13 protein-coding genes and 1 pseudogene are annotated in these 17,043 nt (G+C 73.8%); 5 read left to right on the top strand and 9 right to left on the bottom strand.

Annotation, left to right across the window (positions count from 1 at the left end; translation table 11 throughout):
- Window positions 1–13 precede the first annotated feature (13 nt).
- Window positions 14–901: a lipoyl(octanoyl) transferase LipB gene (lipB, locus tag I003_RS0107480; RefSeq protein WP_027770952.1), complete on the bottom strand. Its 888-nt coding sequence runs from the start codon at window positions 899–901 to the stop codon at window positions 14–16.
- Window positions 902–1,137: 236 nt separating this feature from the next.
- Between lipB and I003_RS0107485 the strand changes: the two genes are divergently transcribed.
- Entirely contained in the window at window positions 1,138–2,745 is a 1,608-nt protein-coding gene (locus I003_RS0107485; protein WP_027770953.1) for an NsdA family TPR-like regulatory protein, read from the top strand.
- A gap of 292 nt (window positions 2,746–3,037) precedes the next feature.
- On the opposite strand, the gene I003_RS0107490 is transcribed toward I003_RS0107485, so the two are convergent.
- Together I003_RS0107490 and I003_RS0107495 are read right to left on the bottom strand one after the other, a co-directional pair.
- Complete coding sequence (locus I003_RS0107490; RefSeq protein WP_027770954.1) at window positions 3,038–4,522, bottom strand: FAD-dependent oxidoreductase; 1,485 nt, start codon at window positions 4,520–4,522, stop codon at window positions 3,038–3,040.
- 291 nt (window positions 4,523–4,813) lie between these two features.
- Window positions 4,814–5,707 (bottom strand): TIGR01777 family oxidoreductase, encoded by an 894-nt coding sequence (locus tag I003_RS0107495; protein WP_027770955.1) that lies wholly within the window; start codon window positions 5,705–5,707, stop codon window positions 4,814–4,816.
- 55 nt (window positions 5,708–5,762) lie between these two features.
- Here I003_RS0107495 and I003_RS0107500 point away from each other — a divergent pair, with 55 nt between their 5' ends.
- Window positions 5,763–6,305: a GNAT family N-acetyltransferase gene (locus I003_RS0107500; RefSeq protein ID WP_037720328.1), complete on the top strand. Its 543-nt coding sequence runs from the start codon at window positions 5,763–5,765 to the stop codon at window positions 6,303–6,305.
- A 40-nt stretch (window positions 6,306–6,345) separates the two neighbouring features.
- Here the strand turns inward: I003_RS0107500 and I003_RS0107505 are convergent, their stop codons facing one another.
- Window positions 6,346–6,867 (bottom strand): DUF4240 domain-containing protein, encoded by a 522-nt coding sequence (locus I003_RS0107505; protein ID WP_027770957.1) that lies wholly within the window; start codon window positions 6,865–6,867, stop codon window positions 6,346–6,348.
- A 134-nt stretch (window positions 6,868–7,001) separates the two neighbouring features.
- On the opposite strand from I003_RS0107505, the gene I003_RS0107510 reads away from it, so the two are divergent.
- On the top strand, window positions 7,002–7,967 hold the full coding sequence (locus tag I003_RS0107510; RefSeq protein ID WP_027770958.1) for an SDR family oxidoreductase: 966 nt from the start codon (window positions 7,002–7,004) through the stop codon (window positions 7,965–7,967).
- On the opposite strand, the gene I003_RS0107515 is transcribed toward I003_RS0107510, so the two are convergent.
- On the bottom strand, window positions 7,949–8,989 hold the full coding sequence (locus I003_RS0107515) for a WYL domain-containing protein (protein ID WP_027770959.1): 1,041 nt from the start codon (window positions 8,987–8,989) through the stop codon (window positions 7,949–7,951). The genes I003_RS0107510 and I003_RS0107515 overlap by 19 nt on opposite strands.
- Before the next feature lie 67 nt (window positions 8,990–9,056).
- On the opposite strand from I003_RS0107515, the gene I003_RS0107520 reads away from it, so the two are divergent.
- Together I003_RS0107520 and I003_RS34575 are read left to right on the top strand one after the other, a co-directional pair.
- A complete protein-coding gene (locus I003_RS0107520) occupies window positions 9,057–10,604 on the top strand; it encodes a sodium-dependent transporter (protein WP_027770960.1) in 1,548 nt (515 codons plus the stop codon).
- A complete protein-coding gene (locus I003_RS34575; protein ID WP_078563802.1) occupies window positions 10,604–10,711 on the top strand; it encodes a methionine/alanine import family NSS transporter small subunit in 108 nt (35 codons plus the stop codon). Before I003_RS0107520 ends, I003_RS34575 begins: the two co-directional genes overlap by 1 nt.
- 142 nt (window positions 10,712–10,853) lie before the next feature.
- On the opposite strand, the gene aceE is transcribed toward I003_RS34575, so the two are convergent.
- From aceE to I003_RS0107545, 4 genes and pseudogenes are all read right to left on the bottom strand, one after another.
- A complete protein-coding gene (gene aceE / locus I003_RS0107530; RefSeq protein WP_027770961.1) occupies window positions 10,854–13,541 on the bottom strand; it encodes a pyruvate dehydrogenase (acetyl-transferring), homodimeric type in 2,688 nt (895 codons plus the stop codon).
- Window positions 13,542–13,950: 409 nt separating this feature from the next.
- Entirely contained in the window at window positions 13,951–14,574 is a 624-nt protein-coding gene (locus tag I003_RS0107535; RefSeq protein WP_027770962.1) for a GntR family transcriptional regulator, read from the bottom strand.
- Between the two features lie 150 nt (window positions 14,575–14,724).
- Window positions 14,725–16,121: pseudogene (locus I003_RS31695) on the bottom strand (copper amine oxidase).
- Entirely contained in the window at window positions 16,114–16,920 is an 807-nt protein-coding gene (locus I003_RS0107545; RefSeq protein WP_486584130.1) for a hypothetical protein, read from the bottom strand. Before I003_RS0107545 ends, I003_RS31695 begins: the two are co-directional and overlap by 8 nt.
- Between the last annotated feature and the right edge of the window lie 123 nt (window positions 16,921–17,043).

Genomic DNA, 17,043 nt, shown 5'->3' on the forward strand with positions numbered 1-17,043 from the left:
CTGAATTGTGGAGTCAGACCGCGCGGGGGAGCGGCTCGGTCGTCTCCAGGACCTCGCGCAGATGCTTCTCCACGACAGGGAGAACCTCCGACACCGGTACGTCTCTTCCCAGCTCGCCGGAGAGCGAGGCCACGCCCGCGTCGCGGATGCCGCACGGCACGATCCGGTCGAACCAGGTGTTGTCCGGGTTGCAGTTCAGCGAGAAGCCGTGCATGGTCACGCCCTTGGCGACGCGGATGCCGATCGCGGCCAGCTTGCGGTCCTCGCGTCGCTGGCCCGCGTTGGACGGCGCGTACTCCGGACCGGCCAGGCGCGGGTCGTACTCCTCGTCCGTCAGCCGCGGGTCGAAGTCCAGCGCCAGCCCGCCCAGCTCGGCGCGCTGCGCTGTGCCGCCGGTCGCGCTCGTCCGCGCTTCCGCTCCGGCCGGGTGTCCCTCCCCCGTCCCCCGCTCGGGATCCCCGGTCTGCGCTGCATCTCGGCCGCGCTGCTGCACGGGGTCGCCCAGCACCCAGACGCCGCTGCGGCCCTCGACCCGGGTGGTCGCCAGGCCGAAGTCGGCGCAGGCGCGGATCAGGGCCTCCTCCAGCCGGCGTACGTGCGCGACGACGTCCACGGGGCGCGGCAGCTTCAGGATCGGGTAGCCCACGAGCTGGCCCGGTCCGTGCCACGTGATCTTCCCGCCGCGGTCCACGTCCACCACGGGGGTGCCGTCGAGCGGGCGCTCGTCCTCGGCCGTACGGCGGCCCGCGGTGTAGACCGGCGGGTGCTCCAGCAGCAGACAGGTGTCGGGGATCTCCTCGGCGAAGCGGGCGGCGTGCACGCGCCGCTGCTCCTGCCAAGCCTCCAGGTACTCCACGGCGTTCTCGCCGAACCCCAGGTGAACGAAGCGCAGCTCGCCCACTGTGCCCTCCTCGCGCTGTTCGCGCACTCGGCGCCGGGCGGTCTGCATGCGCCGCCCGGCATATGCGGCTGGCGATGTTCCAGCCGACTCCCTGCAACTGTACGGCGGTATACGTTCCCGCCCCGCACCCAGGTGTCCTCACACGATCGGATGAAGCTGGGACGAATGCGGCGAGTGAGGCTTGTTTCGTCGCTACATTCGCGCCGTTCCCGGAGGCCAGGCAGGAGACCCCACAGGTGACGACGGAACGACCTTCACAACGACCTCCCAACCGCCAGCTCGCAGCCCTCATCTCCGAGGCCGGGTTCTCCAACGCGGGGCTCGCGCGCAGAGTCGATCAGCTAGGACTCGAACACGGCCTCGACCTGCGGTACGACAAAACGTCGGTGACCCGGTGGCTACGCGGCCAGCAGCCGCGCGGCACGACACCGGCGCTGATCGCCGAGGTGTTCACCCGGCGCCTGGGCCGCCGGCTGACGGCGCAGGACCTCGGGCTCGACGCCTGCGCACCGGTGTACGCCGGACTGGAGTTCGCCTCGACGCCGGCCGAGGCGATCGACATCGTGAGCGGGCTGTGGCGCAAGGACACCGGCAGCCAGGCGGAGCTGCGGAAGATCGCGTTCACTCCTGCGGGTCTGGTGGTGCCGAGCCGGGACTGGCTGATCGGCAGGCCGGACGAGAAGGTGGCGCGCGAGCTCCAGCCGCAGCGCGGAGCCCCCGGCGCGGCGCCGGGAGGCGGCCCGGGGCAGCCGGGCGCGGTGCGGGTGCCGGCGCAGGGCCGCGGGTCGGGGGCGGGACTCGGCGGCGGCGGTGCCGTCGTCGGGGCGGGGGCCGTCGCCACCGGGCCGGGGCCGGCGGGCGCAGCCGCGGCCGGCGTGGCCGGCGGGCGCGGTGACGCGGGGCCGGGGTGGGGCGTGCCGGGCGCGCGGGCGCCGGGACAGCGGGTCACGCAGGGGGACATCGGGGCGATGCGGTCGGTCGCCGAGATGTTCCGGGCGCTGGACAACGCGTACGGCGGCGGGCACGCCCGGCAGGCCCTCGTGCGGTATCTGGAGCACGAGGTCGAGCCGATGCTGCGGGGCACGTACAGCGAGGCGACGGGGCGGCGGCTGTTCTCCGCCGCCGCGGACCTGACGCGGCTGGCGGGCTGGACGTCGTACGACATCGCGGCCCACGGGCTCGCCCAGCGGTACTTCGTCCAGGCGCTGCGGCTGGCGCAGGCGTCGGGCGACCGCGCGTACGGCAGCTATGTGCTGGTCACGATGAGCCGCCAGGCGGTGTACCTGGGGCACGGCCGGGAGGCCGTGCAGTTGACCCGGGTCGCGCAGCAGGGCGTCGGCGGGGGCGCGCCGCCGGTGGTGCAGGCGCTGCTGCACGCCGCGGAGGCGCGCGGGCACGGGCTGCTGGGCGAGGCGCGGGCCTGCACGACGTCGCTGGCGCGGGCCGAGCGGGCGCTGGAGTCGGCGCGGCCGGGAGAGGAGGCGCCGCACTGGGCACGCTTCTTCGACGAGGCGCAGCTCGCGGACGAGTTCGGGCACTGTTACCGCGACCTGCAGCAGTACCGGGTGGCGGCGCAGCACGCGGAGCGCTCGCTGCAGCTCCGGGCGGCCGGGTTCGCGCGCAGCCGGGTCTTCTGCCGGCTGGTGCTGGCCACGGCGCGGCTGGGGCTCGGCGAGGTGGAGCAGGCGTGTGTGCTGGGCGCGGAGGCGGCGCAGCAGGCGGCGGAGATGCGCTCGGCGCGGGCGGCGGAGTACGTCCGCGACTTCGAACGGCGTCTGGAGCCGTACCGCGACGCACCTCCGGTGCGGGCGTACCGGGAGCGGGTCGCGGCGCTGGCGGTGTGAGGCGGCCTCGCGGACGGGGCGGGGGCGGCCGGCCGGCGCGGGGTGATCCCCGCGGGCCGGCCGGGCGGGGGGCTTCGCGCGGGTGCTTGCGTGTGGAGCGGTGCTCGCGAGGAGGCGCGGCGCGCGCGGTGGGGCGGTTCCGGGCCGGCGGGCCGCTCTCGGTTCGGTGCAGTGCTCTCGGGTGGCAGCGGTGCTCTCGGTACGCAGCGGTGCTCTCGGCCTGAAGCAGGGCGGTACCCCGGGAGCAGCGCTCTCTTCACGGAGCACTGCTCCCGGGGGAGAACCGTTCCTGCTAGGCCACCGCCGGGACCGCCGCCGTGTCCGCGGCCGGGGTGAGGCCGAAGTCGCGCAGGAGGGCCCGGGCCGCGCGGCGGCCGGAGTACAGGGCGCCCTGCGGGGTGCTCGTGTCGCGGTGGTCGCCGCATACGTACAGCCCGCACAGCACCCGTACCGGACGGTGCACGTCGTGCGGCACCGGCATCGCCGGTATCGCCTCCGGGTCGTGGTGCGCTCCCACCAGCTCCCAGTCGAACGCCGACGTCCCGTACAGCTCGCTCAACTGCCGCCGCGCCGACTTGTCCAGCACCCGCGCCGGCCGCACCGCGTGCTCGCCCAGCACCACCGAGCTGACCAGCGCCCGCCCCCGCGGCGCGCGTGACGTGTCCGCGCCGCTGACCACCGCCGTGTGCGACACCGGCCCCCGCGCCCCCTCCGCGTCCAGCAGCAGCGCCGCCGCCCGTCCGCCGCCCGGGGCCGCACCGCCCCGCACCGCGTCCCTCCGCACCCCGCCGGGCCGCACCGTGCCGTCACGGTCCGCAACGCCCTCCCCGCTCGCGGTATCCCGCTCCGCCTGATCCGCCGCAGCCGCGTCGTATACGGTCGCAGCCCCGCCCGGTACCGACTCCGCCGGGGCGCTGTGGTGCAGCACCGTCACCGGGTGGAACGCCGGCAGCCGCAGCCCCGGCAGCAGCCCCGCCGCCGCCCGCGCGCCCGTGGCCACCAGCACCGACCGGCACCGCAGCACCCCGTGGCCCGCCGTCCGCACCGCGGTCGTCGACACCGACACCGCTCGCACCCCCGTCCGTACCGTCCCGCGCGGCAGCCCCGCGGCCAGCCGCAGTGGCACCGTCGCTGCCCCGCCCGCCGGCAGGCACAGCCGCCCGCGTGCGAAGGCCCGCAGCGCCAGGTCCGCCGAGCGGCTCGACGTGGTCAGCGCCGGGTCGTTGAGCAGCGCCACCAGCAGCGGCCGCAGGAGCCCCGCCGCGATCCGCGGCGGCAGCCCGTGCGCCGCCAGCGCGTCCGCGGCCCTGCGCTCCGGCCGGGCGAGCAGCCGCGCCGTGGGTACGGTGGCCAGCCGGGCCAGTGCCCCGGAGAGCCACGCCTGGTGGATGACGGCCCCGAGGGGCGCACGCGCGGCGCTAGCCAGAGCGCTCGCCGTCGTGAACGCGCCCCCCGTGCCCCTCGACCCGCCGATACGCTGCCGCCGCCCGCCCGCGCACACGACCACGTCCCCGTCGAGCGGGCACAGCGGCACCTCCGCGAGCCCCGGCAGCCGGCGCAGTTCCGGGTACGAGGTGTTGAGCAACTGCCACGAGCGATCCAGCCGGAAACCGTCGACGTGGTCGGTGGTCATCCGCCCGCCGACCTGCTCGTCCGCCTCCAGCACGGTCACGTCGAGGCCCGCTTTGACCAGGTGCTGGGCCGCGGAGAGACCGGCGAGTCCGGCGCCTACGACGACGACGTCGACGGGGTCCGTGCTTCCTGCGGCATGGGGCACGGGAGCCTCCCGGGGGTTGTGCGTCCGCGACCGAGTGTTCTCGAATGCCTCTGGACGCCTGTTTGATGCCCAACTGGGCATGGCCGTATCCGCGTTCCGGCGTGGACGCGTCCCGACGACGATAGGGCGGATGGTGGCGCCGGCCAGGTGCGCACCACAAGGGCACGGACGCACACCCGGCGCAACGAGTCGCGACACCGCCCCCGCCGCCCCCCGGATCAGCCCGCGAGGCCCTGCCGGGCCGTCACCCCCTCACTCCGGCCCCCGCTCTCGCCGCGCCCCCCGGGGCCCTCACTCCCGCAGCGCCGCCCGCAGCGCCTCCTCGATCCCCGGGAAGGCGAACGTGAACCCCGAGTCGAGCAGCTTGCGCGGCACCACCCGCTGGCTGCCGATCACGTCCTCCGCGAACCCGCCCAGCGCCATCCGCAGCGCCGCCGCCGGCACCGGGAACGGCGTCGGCCGGTGCAGCACCCGCCCCATCGCCGCCGTGACCTCGCGGTTCGTCAGCGGCTCCGGGCCCGTGAGATTCACCGGCCCGGCGAGCGTCTCCGTGTCGACGAGATGGCGCAGCGCGGCGACGTGGTCGTGCAGGGAGATGAAGCTCCAGTACTGCCGCCCGTTGCCGAGCCGTCCGCCCAGCCCCGCCCGGAAGATCGGGAACAGCCGTCCCCACGCCCCGCCCTTGCGGGAGACCACCAGGCCCGTACGGGCGTGGACGGTGCGGATACCGGTCTCCTCCGCCGCGCCCGTCGCCGCCTCCCACTCCTCGCACAGGCCGGCGAGGAAGCCCCGGCCCGGCGGCGCGGTCTCGTCGACGCGGCGGTCGCCGGTGTCGCCGTAGTAGCCGATCGCGCTGCCGCTGACAAGGACGGACGGCGGCCGGTCGAGGGAGGCGACGGCGTCGGCGACGGCCGCGGTGCCGAGGACCCGGCTGTCGCGCAGCACCCGCTTGTACTTCTTTGTCCAGCGCCGGTCGGCGATGCCGGCCCCGGCGAGGTGCACGACGGCGTCGCAGCCGTCGAGCCGCGCCGCGTCGACGTACCCCTGCTGCGGATCCCACCGGACCTCGTCCGGCGCGCTCGCCTCCCGCCGTACCAGCCGCAGGACGTCGTGCCGGTCGGTCCGCAGCGAGCGGACGAGGGCGGAGCCGATGAGTCCGGAGGAGCCGGAGACCGCGATGCGCATGTGACCATCCTGCCCTCAAGTGCCCCACCCCGGCAGCTCGTGCCACAGTGAGCGCATGACTGACGTGCACGGCGGCGAGGCGGGCGGCGGTGGCGAGCTGCGCGTACGGCCCGCGCGAGCCGCAGACGGGGATCTGCTGCGCAACCTCGACGTCACCACCTGGTCGCGGCTGCACGCGGTGACCGCGCGGCCCGCCGCAGACGCCCCCTTCTTCGACGAGCGCCACCCGCCCGACGACTACCTCGTCGCCGAACTGCCCGGAGAGGCACCCTCCCGCCCCGCCCGCATCGTCGGCTACATCTGCGTCGTCCCCCCGACGTCGCTGGCGGTCAACGACCACGTGCGCCAGATCCAGGGCCTCGTCGTCGCCCCCGAGGCCCGCGGCACCGGCGTCGCGCGGACGCTGCTGCGGGCGGGCGCGGAGCACGCGCGCGCCGCCGGGGCGCGGCGGCTGACCCTGCGGGTGCTGGGGCACAACACACCCGCGCGGCGGCTGTACGAGTCGGAGGGGTTCGTGGTGGAGGGGGTGCTTCCGGAGGAGTTCCTGCTGGACGGCGCGTACGTGGACGACGTGCTGATGGGGCGCACGCTTCCCTGACGCGCGCCCCCCTGTGGCCCTCGGCCCGGACCCGCGCCCTTCAGTCCTCCCGGTAGAGCGCCCACAGCTTCGGGTACCGACGGGCCAGCGCCCGTTCGTCCTCGAAGTCGATCGGCTCGCCCACCGGCTCCGCGGGCCCCTCGGGCAGCCCCAGCTCCGGCAGCTTCAGCCCCGTCAGCCGTTCGTACGCCTCGTCCGCCGCGTAGGCCAGGTCCTCGCCCTCGCCGTCCGTCTCCTCGTCGAAGTCCTCCAGCAGGTCGGCGAGGTCGTCCGGCTCGTGCAGCGCCCCCTCGAAGACCGTCCGGCCCTGCCCGACGAGCCAGCCGCGGAAGGAGTCGAAGGCGTCGTCGCTGACCCCGTCGAGCAGCACCCACGCCGCTCCCCACAGGTCCATGCGGTAGGCGCGGTTCATCCGCGACTCGACGTGACAGGCGAAGTCGGTCACGGCGTCCGGGTCCAGCCCGGTCAGCCGCTCGACGAGCAGATCGGCCTGGACCGCGGGGTCGCCCTCGGCGGCCTCGCGGGTGCCGTCGATCAGCTCCCAGAACTCCGACTCCTCCATCACGGATCCAGGATCTGTCCTCCGCCGCGCTCACGCACGCGGAGCGGCGGGACCGGGGTCCCCGGGAGCCCTCTTTCCGCAACCCGCCGGAAAACCAGACAGAAGATGTCCGGATTCGCTGTCACGGTGTGCGCATGAGCGAAGATCAGAACCGAGACAAGCCCGTCCCGCACACCGCCGACAAGCCGCTGCGCGGGAAGGTCGCCCTGGTCGCGGGCGCCACGCGGGGCGCGGGCCGGGCGATCGCGGTGCAGGTGGGCGCCCTGGGTGCCACCGTGTACGCCACGGGCCGTACCACCCGGCAGCAGGTCAGCGAGGTCGGCCGCACCACCGAGACCATCGAGGAGACCGCGGAGCTGGTCACCGCGGCCGGCGGCGAGGGCGTCGCGGTCCGCGTCGACCACCTCGAAACCGATCAGGTGCGCGATCTGGTCGCCCGGATCGACCGCGACCACGGCCGGCTCGACGTGCTGGTGAACGACGTCTGGGGCGGGGAACACCTCGTCGAGTTCGGCAAGAAGATGTGGGAGTACGACCTCGACCGCGGCCTGCGGATGATGGAACTCGGCGTCAAGACCCACCTCATCACCAGCCACTGCGCGCTGCCGCTGCTGCTGCGCACCGGCGGCGGGCTGCTGGTCGAGATCACCGACGGCACGGCGGAGGCCAACAAGCCGTACCGCGAGATGTTCTTCTACGACCTGACCAAGAACGCCCCGATCCGGATGGCCTTCGCCCTCAGCCACGAGCTGAAGGACGCCGGCGCCACCGCGCTCTCCCTCACCCCGGGCTTCCTGCGCTCCGAACAGATGCTCGACCACTTCGGGGTGACCGAGGAGAACTGGCGCGACGCGGTCGCCAAGGAGAAGCACTTCGCGCTCTCCGAGAGCCCGGTCCTCGTCGGCCGCGCGGTGGCGGCGCTGGCCGCGGACCCGGACAAGGCGCGGTGGAACGGGGCGTCCCTGTACAGCGGGCAGGTCGCCAAGGAGTACGGGTTCACGGACACGGACGGCACCGTGGCGGACAGCTGGCCGTACTTCCAGCGGGTCATGGCCGGCGAGGATCCCGGTGACCCGGAGGGCTACCGGCTGCGCCCGTAGAGCGCGGCCGTGCGGGCCGCCGCCTCCGCGAACCGCGCGCGCAGTTCCGGCGGCCCGAGCAGCTCGGCGTCCGGACCGAGGGAGAGGAGCTGGGTGTACGCGACGTCCGCGGACTCCACCCGCAGCCGGACCGCCGTCCAGCCCTCCTCGTCCGGCTCCCCGGCGGCGGCCACGGCGTCCTCGGCGGCGAGCCGGTCCGTGACGAACGGCAGCCGCCGCAGGCCGTCGGGGGAGAGCCGCAGCGTCACCTCGTCCCGCAGGATCGACCGCGCGAACGCCGCCGCCCGCTCCGCCCAGAAACCGGGCAGGTCGAACTCCTCGTCCCGCTCGAAGCCCGCCCTCTCGGCTCCCTCGGCACCGTCGGTTCCCTCGGCGCTCCCGGCCCCCGCGGCCGGGGTCTCCGCCCGCTCGAAGCGCTCCACGCGGTAGACCCGGTACGCGCCGCCCGCCTCCGGCACCCGGGCCACCAGATACCAGACCCCCGCCTTCAGTACCAGCCCGTACGGCTCCACCTCACGCTCCACCGCCGCCGCCTCCGGCCGCCGCCGGTAGGTCACCGCCAGCCGCCGGTCCCCCCACACCGCCTCCGCCACCGCCGGCAGCAGCTCCGGCGCGTCCGGCTCCCGCCACCACCCCGGTGCGTCGAGGTGGAACCGCTGCGCCGCGGTGTCCGGGGCGCCGCGCAGCTCCGGCAGCAGGGCCGCCGACACCTTCAGCCGCGCCGCGGACGCCGCGTCCGCCAGCCCCATGTCCCGCAGCGCGCCCGGCACCCCGGAGAGGAACAGCGCCTCGGCCTCGGTCCGCCCCAGCCCGGTGAGCCGGGTGCGGTAGCCGCCGACGAGCCGGTAGCCGCCGGTCCGCCCGCGGTCGGCGTAGACCGGCACCCCCGCCTCCGCGAGCGCCTGCACGTCCCGGGAGACGGTCCGCTCGGAGACCTCGAGACGCTCCGCCAGTTCGGCGGCGGTCAGGGAGGGGCGGGACTGGAGCAGCAGCACGAGGTGGATGAGGCGGGCGGCGCGCATGACAGCCATCTTGCAGCGGCTTGGTAGCGTCTTCTGGTACCGCACTAAAGAATTAAGAGAGTTTTGTATGTCCAACGAGCCTCGTGAGCGTTGGGGAACCCGGGCAGGCTTCCTCTTCGCCGCGATCGGATCCGCGGTCGGCCTCGGCAACATCTGGCGCTTTCCCTACGTTGCCTACGACAACGGCGGCGGCGCCTTCCTCCTGCCGTATCTCGTGGCGCTGCTGACGGCGGGACTCCCGCTGCTGATCATGGAATACGTCATCGGCCGCCGCTACCGCTCCTCCCCGCCCGGCGCCTACCGGCAGCTCTCCCGCCCCGCCGAGGCCATCGGCTGGTGGCAGGTGGCGATCTGCTTCGTGATCTCCGCGTACTACGCGGTGATCCTGGCATGGGCCGTCCGCTATGTCGGCTTCTCCATCGACGAGTCGTGGGGCGACGACCCCAACGCCTTCTTCTCCGAGGACTTCCTCAAGGCCGGCGAACCGGGCACCGTCTCCACCTTCGTGCCCGGCGTGATGTGGCCGCTGCTCGGGGTGTGGCTGGTCACCCTGGTCATCCTCTGGCTGGGCGTGCGCCGCGGCATCGAGTGGGCCAACCGCGTCTTCATCCCCGCGCTGCTGGTCTTCTTCGGCATCCTCGTGGTCCGCGCGGTCACCCTGGACGGCGCGGGAGAGGGCCTGGACGCCCTGTTCAAGCCGGACTGGGGGGCGCTGGGCGAGGGCAGCGTGTGGGTCGCCGCGTACGGCCAGATCTTCTTCTCGCTGTCCATCGGCTTCGGCATCATGATCACGTACGCCTCGTACCTGGGCCGCAAGTCGGACCTGTCCGGCTCGGCGCTCGTCGCCGGCTTCGCCAACAGCTCGTTCGAGATCCTGGCCGGCATCGGCGTGTTCTCGGTGCTCGGCTTCATGGCGGCGCAGCAGGGCGTGGGCGTGAGCGAGCTGGCGACCTCGGGCGTCGGGCTGGCGTTCGTGGCGTTCCCGGCGATCATCTCCAGCATGCCGGGGGGTGCCTTCTTCGGCGTGATGTTCTTCCTGTCGCTGGTGATCGCCGGCCTGACCTCGCTGGTGAGCATCGTCCAGGTGCAGGTCGCGGCGGTCGAGGACCGTACGGGCCTGTCCCGCAGGACGGCCGTCGCGCTCGTCGGCGGCGTGCTCACCGTGGTGTCCGTGCTGGCGTTCGCCAACGACGGCGGGCTCTCGCTGCTCGACGCCGCCGACCACTTCGTCAACCAGTACGGCATCGTGCTCGCCGGCCTCGTGTCGGTCGTCGTCGTGGCCTGGGTGCTGCGGCGGCTGCCGCTGCTCCAGCGGGACGCCAACGCCACGTCCGCGGTGCGGATGGGGCGCGTGTGGCTGGTGTGCCTGGGGGTCATCACGCCGCTGGTACTCGGCTGGATGATGGTCGACAGCCTGCGCACCGAGCTGGACGAGAACTACGGCGGCTACCCCGGCTCGTTCCTCGGCTGGGCCGGCTGGGGTGTCGCCGCCGGTGCGCTGCTGGTCGGCGTGCTGGCCGCGCTGGTCCCGTGGCGGCACCACGGCGACATCGCCGGCCGGGCGCCGGAGGCGGAGCCCGTGGAGGACCCGGAACCGGTGAAGGAGGGCAACTGATGTCGGCGAGCGCCATCGTCATGCTGGTCGTCGCGATCGTGATCGTCTGGGGCGGCCTGGTCGCGGCGCTGCTGAAGCTGCGCAGCTTCCCGGACCAGCCGGACTAGCCCACGGCGGCCGCCCGCCGGCGATACGCGGCCCGGCGGCGGCCTCCGCTCCCGCCCCCGGGAGCGGAGAGTGCCGGACGTCCCGGTACGGGCCCGGCCCGCGCGCCCGCGGGCCGGGCCCCGTACGTTCCGGGGGGGGGCTTCAGGCCAGCCCGTACTTCGCCGCCGCCTGCGTGACGGTCTCCTTCTTCACCTCGCCGCGCCGCGCCAGCCTGTCCAGCACCGCCACGGCGATGGACTGCGCGTCCACCCCGAAGTGCCGGCGGGCCGCCTCGCGGGTGTCGGAGAGGCCGAAGCCGTCCGTGCCCAGCGAGGTGTACTCCTGCGGAACCCACTGCGCGATCTGGTCGGGCACCTGCCGCATCCAGTCGCTGACGGCGAGAACCGGGCCCGGTGCGCCTTCCAGAGCACGGGTGACGTAGGGGACCCGGTCCTCGCCGCGAAGCTGCGCCGCGTCACAGGACAGGGCGTCACGGCGCAGCTCGCTCCAGGAGGTGGCGGACCAGACGTCGGCCGCGACACCCCAGTCCTCGGCGAGCAGTCGCTGGGCGTCGAGCGCCCAGTGGATGGCGGTGCCGGAGGCCAGCACCTGGGCGCGCGGGGCGTCCCCGGCGTCGGCCCCGGCGGGGAGTGCGGCGGTCCGGTAGCGGTAGAGGCCGCGGACGATGCCCTCCTCGGCGCCCGCGGGCATGGGCGGCTGGACCTTCGGCTCGTTGTAGACGGTCAGGTAGTAGAAGACGTCCGGGTCCTCGCCGGGGGCGGCCTGCCCGTACATGCGGCGCAGCCCGTCCTTGACGATGACCGCCACCTCGTACGCGAATGCCGGGTCGTAGATCAGCGCCGCGGGGTTGGTGGAGGCCAGCAGCGGGGAGTGGCCGTCGGCGTGCTGCAGGCCCTCGCCGGTCATGGTCGTGCGTCCGGCGGTGGCACCGATGACGAAGCCGCGCCCCAACTGGTCGGCGAGGGCCCAGAACTGGTCGCCGGTGCGCTGGAAGCCGAACATCGAGTAGAAGATGTAGAACGGGATCATCGGCTCGCCGTGCGTCGCGTACGACGTGGCCGCGGCCGTGAACGACGCCAGCGAACCGGCCTCGGTGATGCCCTCGTTGAGGATCTGCCCGTTCGCCGCCTCCTTGTAGTACAGGAGCTGGTCGCGGTCGACGGGGTCGTAAGTCTGGCCGTGCGGGGAGTAGATCCCGGCGCTCGGGAAGAGCGACTCCATGCCGAACGTACGGGCCTCGTCGGGCACCACCGGCACCCAGCGCCGGCCGGTCTCCTTCTCCCGCATGAGGTCCTTGACCAGGCGCACGAACGCCATGGTCGTCGCGACCTCCTGGCTGCCCGAGCCCTTCTTGAGCGCGTCGAACGGCTTCGCCGCCGGCTCCGGCAGCGCCACGGGGTGCACCCGGCGGGCCGGCGCGGGACCGCCGAGCGCGGCGCGCCGCTCCTGGAGGTAGCGCACCTCGGGGGAGTCGGGGCCCGGGTGGGCGTACGGCACCAGGTCACCGGCCAGCGCGCTGTCCGGGATGGGCAGCTCCAGCAGGTCCCGCATGTCGCGGAACTCGGCGCCGGTCAGCTTCTTCATCTGGTGGTTGGCGTTGCGTGACTCGAAGCCCTTGCCGAGGGTGTGGCCCTTGACGGTCTGCGCCAGGATCACGGTCGGCGCGCCCTCGTGCGCGACGGCGGCGCGGTACGCGGCGTAGACCTTGCGCGGCTCGTGACCCCCGCGGGAGAGGTGGAAGCACTCCAGGATCTTGTCGTCGCCGAGCAGCTTCGCCAGCTCCGCCAGCGCGGGGTCGGCGCCGAAGAAGTGCTCGCGGATGTACGCGGCGTCGCGCGTGGCGTACGTCTGGAACTGCGCGTCCGGCACCGCCCGCAGCCGGCGGACGAGCGCGCCGGTGGTGTCCAGCGCGAGCAGTTCGTCCCAGGCGGAGCCCCACAGCGACTTGACCACGTTCCAGCCGGCACCGCGGAACTGGGCCTCCAGCTCCTGTACGACCTTGAAGTTGGCGCGTACGGGGCCGTCGAGGCGCTGGAGGTTGCAGTTGACGACGAAGGTGAGGTTGTCGAGCTGCTCGCGGGCGGCGAGGGCGAGCGCGGCGGTCGACTCGGGCTCGTCCATCTCGCCGTCGCCGAGGAAGGCCCAGACGTGGCTGGCGGAGGTGTCCTTGATGCCGCGGTGGGCGAGGTAGCGGTTGAACCGGGCCTGGTAGATCGCGGAGATCGGGCCGAGGCCCATGGAGACGGTCGGGAACTCCCACAGCCACGGCAGCCGCCGGGGATGCGGATACGAGGGCAGCCCCTCGGCGGCACCGGCCTCCTGCCGGAAGCGGTCGAGGTGCGCCTCGGAGAGCCGGCCGTCGAGGAAGGCACGGGCGTAGATGCCGGGGGAGGCGTGACCCTGCACGTAGAGCTGGTCGCCGGAGCCGGGGGCGTGCGGGTCGTCCTTGCCGCGGAAGAAGTGGTTGAACCCGGTCTCGTACAGCCAGGCCGCGGAGGCGAAGGTGGCGATGTGCCCCCCGAGCCCGTACCGCGACCCGCGGGTCACCATGGCGGCGGCGTTCCACCGGTTCCACGCGGCGATCCGCCGCTCCAGCTCCGGGTCCCCGGGCAGCTCGGGCTCCGCGGCCGTGGGGATGGTGTTGACGTACGGCGTCTCCAGCAGCGCGGGAACGTCCAGACCGGCGTCACCGGCGTGCGCGACGGTGCTGCGCAGCAACTGTGCGGCCCGGTCGGGGCCGGCGTGCTGAGCCACGGCGTCCAGGGACTCGCGCCACTCGGCGGTCTCTTGCGGGTCGCGGTCCGGGAGCTGGTCGAGCTGACTCTGCATGGCACTACCTCCTCGACCGAACTGTAAGTCTCCGATCGATGATCGATCAAAGGTTGGACGGCAAAATAAGTCCGGACCCCCAAAGTCGGCATGCCGTGCCAGCCCTCCATGCACGCAGTGCCTGCCGCAGGCCCGGCGGACCAACGGCGCCGGGCGGGGGCGGCGGCGCGCCGCGGCGGCACGGTCGCGGGGGCGGATGTGGCCGGTGCGGGCAGGCGGGAACCGTGGCCTGCAGCGCCGGGAGCGTGGTCGGGCTCGGGGTTGGACCGGTGCGGAGAAGGGGAGAAGCACCCGGTGGTGCGGGCCCCGGGCGCGGCCCGGAGGGAGGGCGCCCTGCGTCGGGGGCGCGGGTGGAGCGCGTGGGGGCCGGGGCGGAGCCCCGGCGGGGGATCGGGGGCGGAGCCCCCGTTCAGGCCGGCGCGCAGCCCAGGACGTGGGCCTTTACCAGTTCCGCGATCGCCGGGTCGCGGCGGCGGAAGGCGCCCACGATGTCCGCGTGCTCCTCCGCGTAGGACTGCTGGCGCGTGCCCAGCCAGCGGATCGCCAGCGACGTGTAGATCTCGATGCCCAGCGACTCCCACGTGTGCAGCAGCACGCTGTTGCCCGACGCCCGCACCAGTTCCCGGTGGAACGCCACCGTGTGCCTGACCTGCGCCCCGCCGTCGCCCTTCGCGTCCGCCTCCCGCAGCGCGGCCACGTGCGGCTCCAGCGCCGAGACGTCCTCGGCCAGCCGCGGTGCCGCCAGCTCCGCCGCGATCTGTTCGAGACCGGCCCGTACCGGATAGATCTCCTCCAGGTCCGCCGCCGTCAGGTCCCGGACCCGTACCCCCTTGTTCGGCGCCGACTCGATCAGCCGCATGCTCTCCAGCTCGCGCAGCGCCTCGCGCACCGGCGTCTGGCTGACCTCCAGCTCGACCGCGATCCGCCGCTCCACGATCCGCTCGCCCGGCTTCCACCGGCCGCTGACGACGCCCTCCACGATGTGCTCGCGGATCTGCTCGCGCAACGACGGGTGGACGACGGAAGGGGGCATCGGCATCTCCTCGGGATCTCACACGCACGCGCAGGGGGTGCAGACGAGAATACGGCGCCCCCGCCCGGACCGGGGCCGGACGGGGACGCCGCGGGTGCGCGCCGGGCGAGGTGCCCGCGCGGTGCGCGTCAGCGCGCGTGGCGCCACCGCTCAGTCGAAGGGATCACCGTTGTACTGCGGCTTGCGCAGCCGGTCCGGCGTCAGCGGGCTCATGCTCGTCACGTCGCGCGGCGAGAGCTGGAAGCCCTGCCAGTGCACCGGCATCGGCGTCTGGTCCTCGTCGCGGGCGATGTGGTGGAAGCCGACGTTCACCCAGACGATCGGGTGCTTGAGCTGCTCGCCGTTGGTGGCGGCCACGATGTTCTTCGCGCAGTTCTCGTCGAACTGCCGGTTGTGGTTCGGGAACTTCTCGCACTTCTTGTACTGCGTGAACCACACGTCCTTGTTGGTGAACTTGCGCCCCGCGTAGCGGGCGCTGTTGCTGTGCACCAGCTCCCAGGACCGGGCGTGCCCGTCGCCGTTCTTGCCCGCCGTGCCGCTCACGCGCCACCAGCGGTGCTGGCCGGAGTTGCCCGACGTCTCCGTGGTGACGTTCGTGCGGGTCGTCTCCTGCGCCGGGTAGCCCCCCTCGCCGGTTCCGGTGCCCTTCGTGTCGTACCGCTGGATCTTGGCCGGGCGGGCGCTGTCCGTATCTGGAAGTCCAGCCGCCAGAAGATGTTGTGCTGGTGGCTGGTCGCGCGGTCCTGCGCGTCCTTGCCGATCGGCCAGCCCTGCTTGTCCGAGGCGTCGAAGTCACCGGGGGAGAGGTTGCCGGTGGCGCCCTCCTTGGCGGTGATGGTGCCGTCGTCGGAGAAGTTCCACTGGGTGATGTAGTAGTAGTACCCCGCCGAGTGGATCGCGTAGACGACCAGGTCGTCGCCCTGCGCGCTGTCGTTGCGGCCGTCCTCCTCGCCGACGTCGTAGCTGTTGCCGAAGTGGGCGAAGCCGCGCGGCTGCTGGGTGACGCACACCGCGTCGTACGCCTCGCCGCCGACGCTGACGGGACGGCGGGTGCCGCCGGGGCAGTCCTTCTCCTCCAGCGGTACGGGCGCGCTGCCGAGGGCGATCTCGGTGACGTCGTAGTACTCGATGCCGCCGTCGTCGTACGGCACGTGTATCTGGCCCAGACGGGCGCTGTTGAGCACCGGGACCGCGTTGTTGGCGCCCTTCGGCTTGTACGAGATGTCCTCCAGGACCAGGCCCGCGTAGTCGTTGTTGCGGTAACACATCTGCCACTCGGTGCCGTTGGGCAGCTTGTGCGTGATCCGGTACTCCTCGCTGCAGTCCGCCGCCGCCTGCGGCGCGTGCGGCGTCGCGGCGCCGGCGGTGGGCAGCGCACCGGGGCCGGCGGCCGGAAGCAGCAGGACCAGGGCGGCGACGGCGCCCCCGCGCCAGGTCGCGGGGCGGCGCCGGAAGGCGCGTCCGCGCCGGCCGGCGGCGGGTGCGCCGGGCCCGGCGCCGCGGTCGGCGCCGGGCGCGTCCGGCCCGTGGGTCGTGGGGTTACGCATGGTGCACCTTCCGCTCGCTCAGGTCGATGACGAAGTCGCGGGTGTCGATCCACGGGCCGTCCTTGACCCGGGTGAAGAGCCGCACGCAGCGGTGCTCCCCGCACTGCTCCAGGCCGCCGGAGTCGCCCGGCCGCGCCGTGTACGTCATCCCCTGGACCTGCAACTGCCCCGCGCCGGTCAGCTCCTTGCCGGTCGCGGCCTTGTAGTCCTGCCGCAGGCCGGCGCCGGCGGGGTCGGCCACCAGCAGGTCGGCGGCGGCCTCCGCCTCCGGTGCGGCCGGCGGTGGCTGGGCGCCGGTGGACTCGACGGTGTCGACGACCTCGTTGCTGCTGAGGTTGACGCTCTTCTGGACGAGCGTGTCCCGCGCGTAGTCGTAGAAGTACACCTCGGCGATCCGGTCGTCGCCCGCGCTCACGGAAGTGTCCGCGAGGTCGGTGTTGACGAGCTGGGGTACGCCCTCGCGGCCCCGGACGCCCTCGCTCTCCGTACGCAGCGGCCGGTCCCCGGCGAGCGCCAGTTCCTCGGCCCGCTTCTCCTCGTCCGGCGTCAGCGGGTCGCTGCCCGTACCGGTCCTGCCCGTCGGCAGCGGTGCGGTGCCCGGTCCTCCCGCGCCCGGCGTCCCCAGCGCGCCGGGCGCCGGCGAGGACGCCGACGCCCCCGGATCCCCGTCCTGTCGGTCGTCGCCCGCCGCGCCGAGCGGCACGGCCACGACGACGGCGGCCACGGTGCCCGCGGCGGCCGTCAGCGCCCCCCATACGATGCGCTGTCGTATGCGGCGGCCTCCCCCCGATGTGCTCATGGGAAGTCCCTTCATTCTGTTCGGTCCCGTCGATTAAATCGGTCGGGAAGGTTGTTCAGCACCCCGTTCCGGCCGTCCCGAACAATCCTCCGAGGGGCGTCGTACGGCGTCGACGGCGCGGTT

The organism is Streptomyces sp. CNQ329, from assembly GCF_000482585.1.

Bases quoted from the DNA above. Each gene is read 5' to 3' on its own strand.
- aceE (WP_027770961.1), bottom strand. From the start codon at position 13,541: ATGCAGAGTCAGCTCGACCAGCTCCCGGACCGCGACCCGCAAGAGACC.
- I003_RS0107520 (WP_027770960.1), top strand. From the start codon at position 9,057: ATGTCCAACGAGCCTCGTGAGCGTTGGGGAACCCGGGCAGGCTTCCTC.
- I003_RS0107545 (WP_486584130.1), bottom strand. From the start codon at position 16,920: ATGAGCACATCGGGGGGAGGCCGCCGCATACGACAGCGCATCGTATGG.
- I003_RS0107505 (WP_027770957.1), bottom strand. From the start codon at position 6,867: ATGGAGGAGTCGGAGTTCTGGGAGCTGATCGACGGCACCCGCGAGGCC.
- I003_RS0107515 (WP_027770959.1), bottom strand. From the start codon at position 8,989: ATGCGCGCCGCCCGCCTCATCCACCTCGTGCTGCTGCTCCAGTCCCGC.
- I003_RS0107535 (WP_027770962.1), bottom strand. From the start codon at position 14,574: ATGCCCCCTTCCGTCGTCCACCCGTCGTTGCGCGAGCAGATCCGCGAG.
- I003_RS0107495 (WP_027770955.1), bottom strand. From the start codon at position 5,707: ATGCGCATCGCGGTCTCCGGCTCCTCCGGACTCATCGGCTCCGCCCTC.
- I003_RS0107500 (WP_037720328.1), top strand. From the start codon at position 5,763: ATGACTGACGTGCACGGCGGCGAGGCGGGCGGCGGTGGCGAGCTGCGC.
- I003_RS34575 (WP_078563802.1), top strand. From the start codon at position 10,604: ATGTCGGCGAGCGCCATCGTCATGCTGGTCGTCGCGATCGTGATCGTC.
- I003_RS0107510 (WP_027770958.1), top strand. From the start codon at position 7,002: ATGAGCGAAGATCAGAACCGAGACAAGCCCGTCCCGCACACCGCCGAC.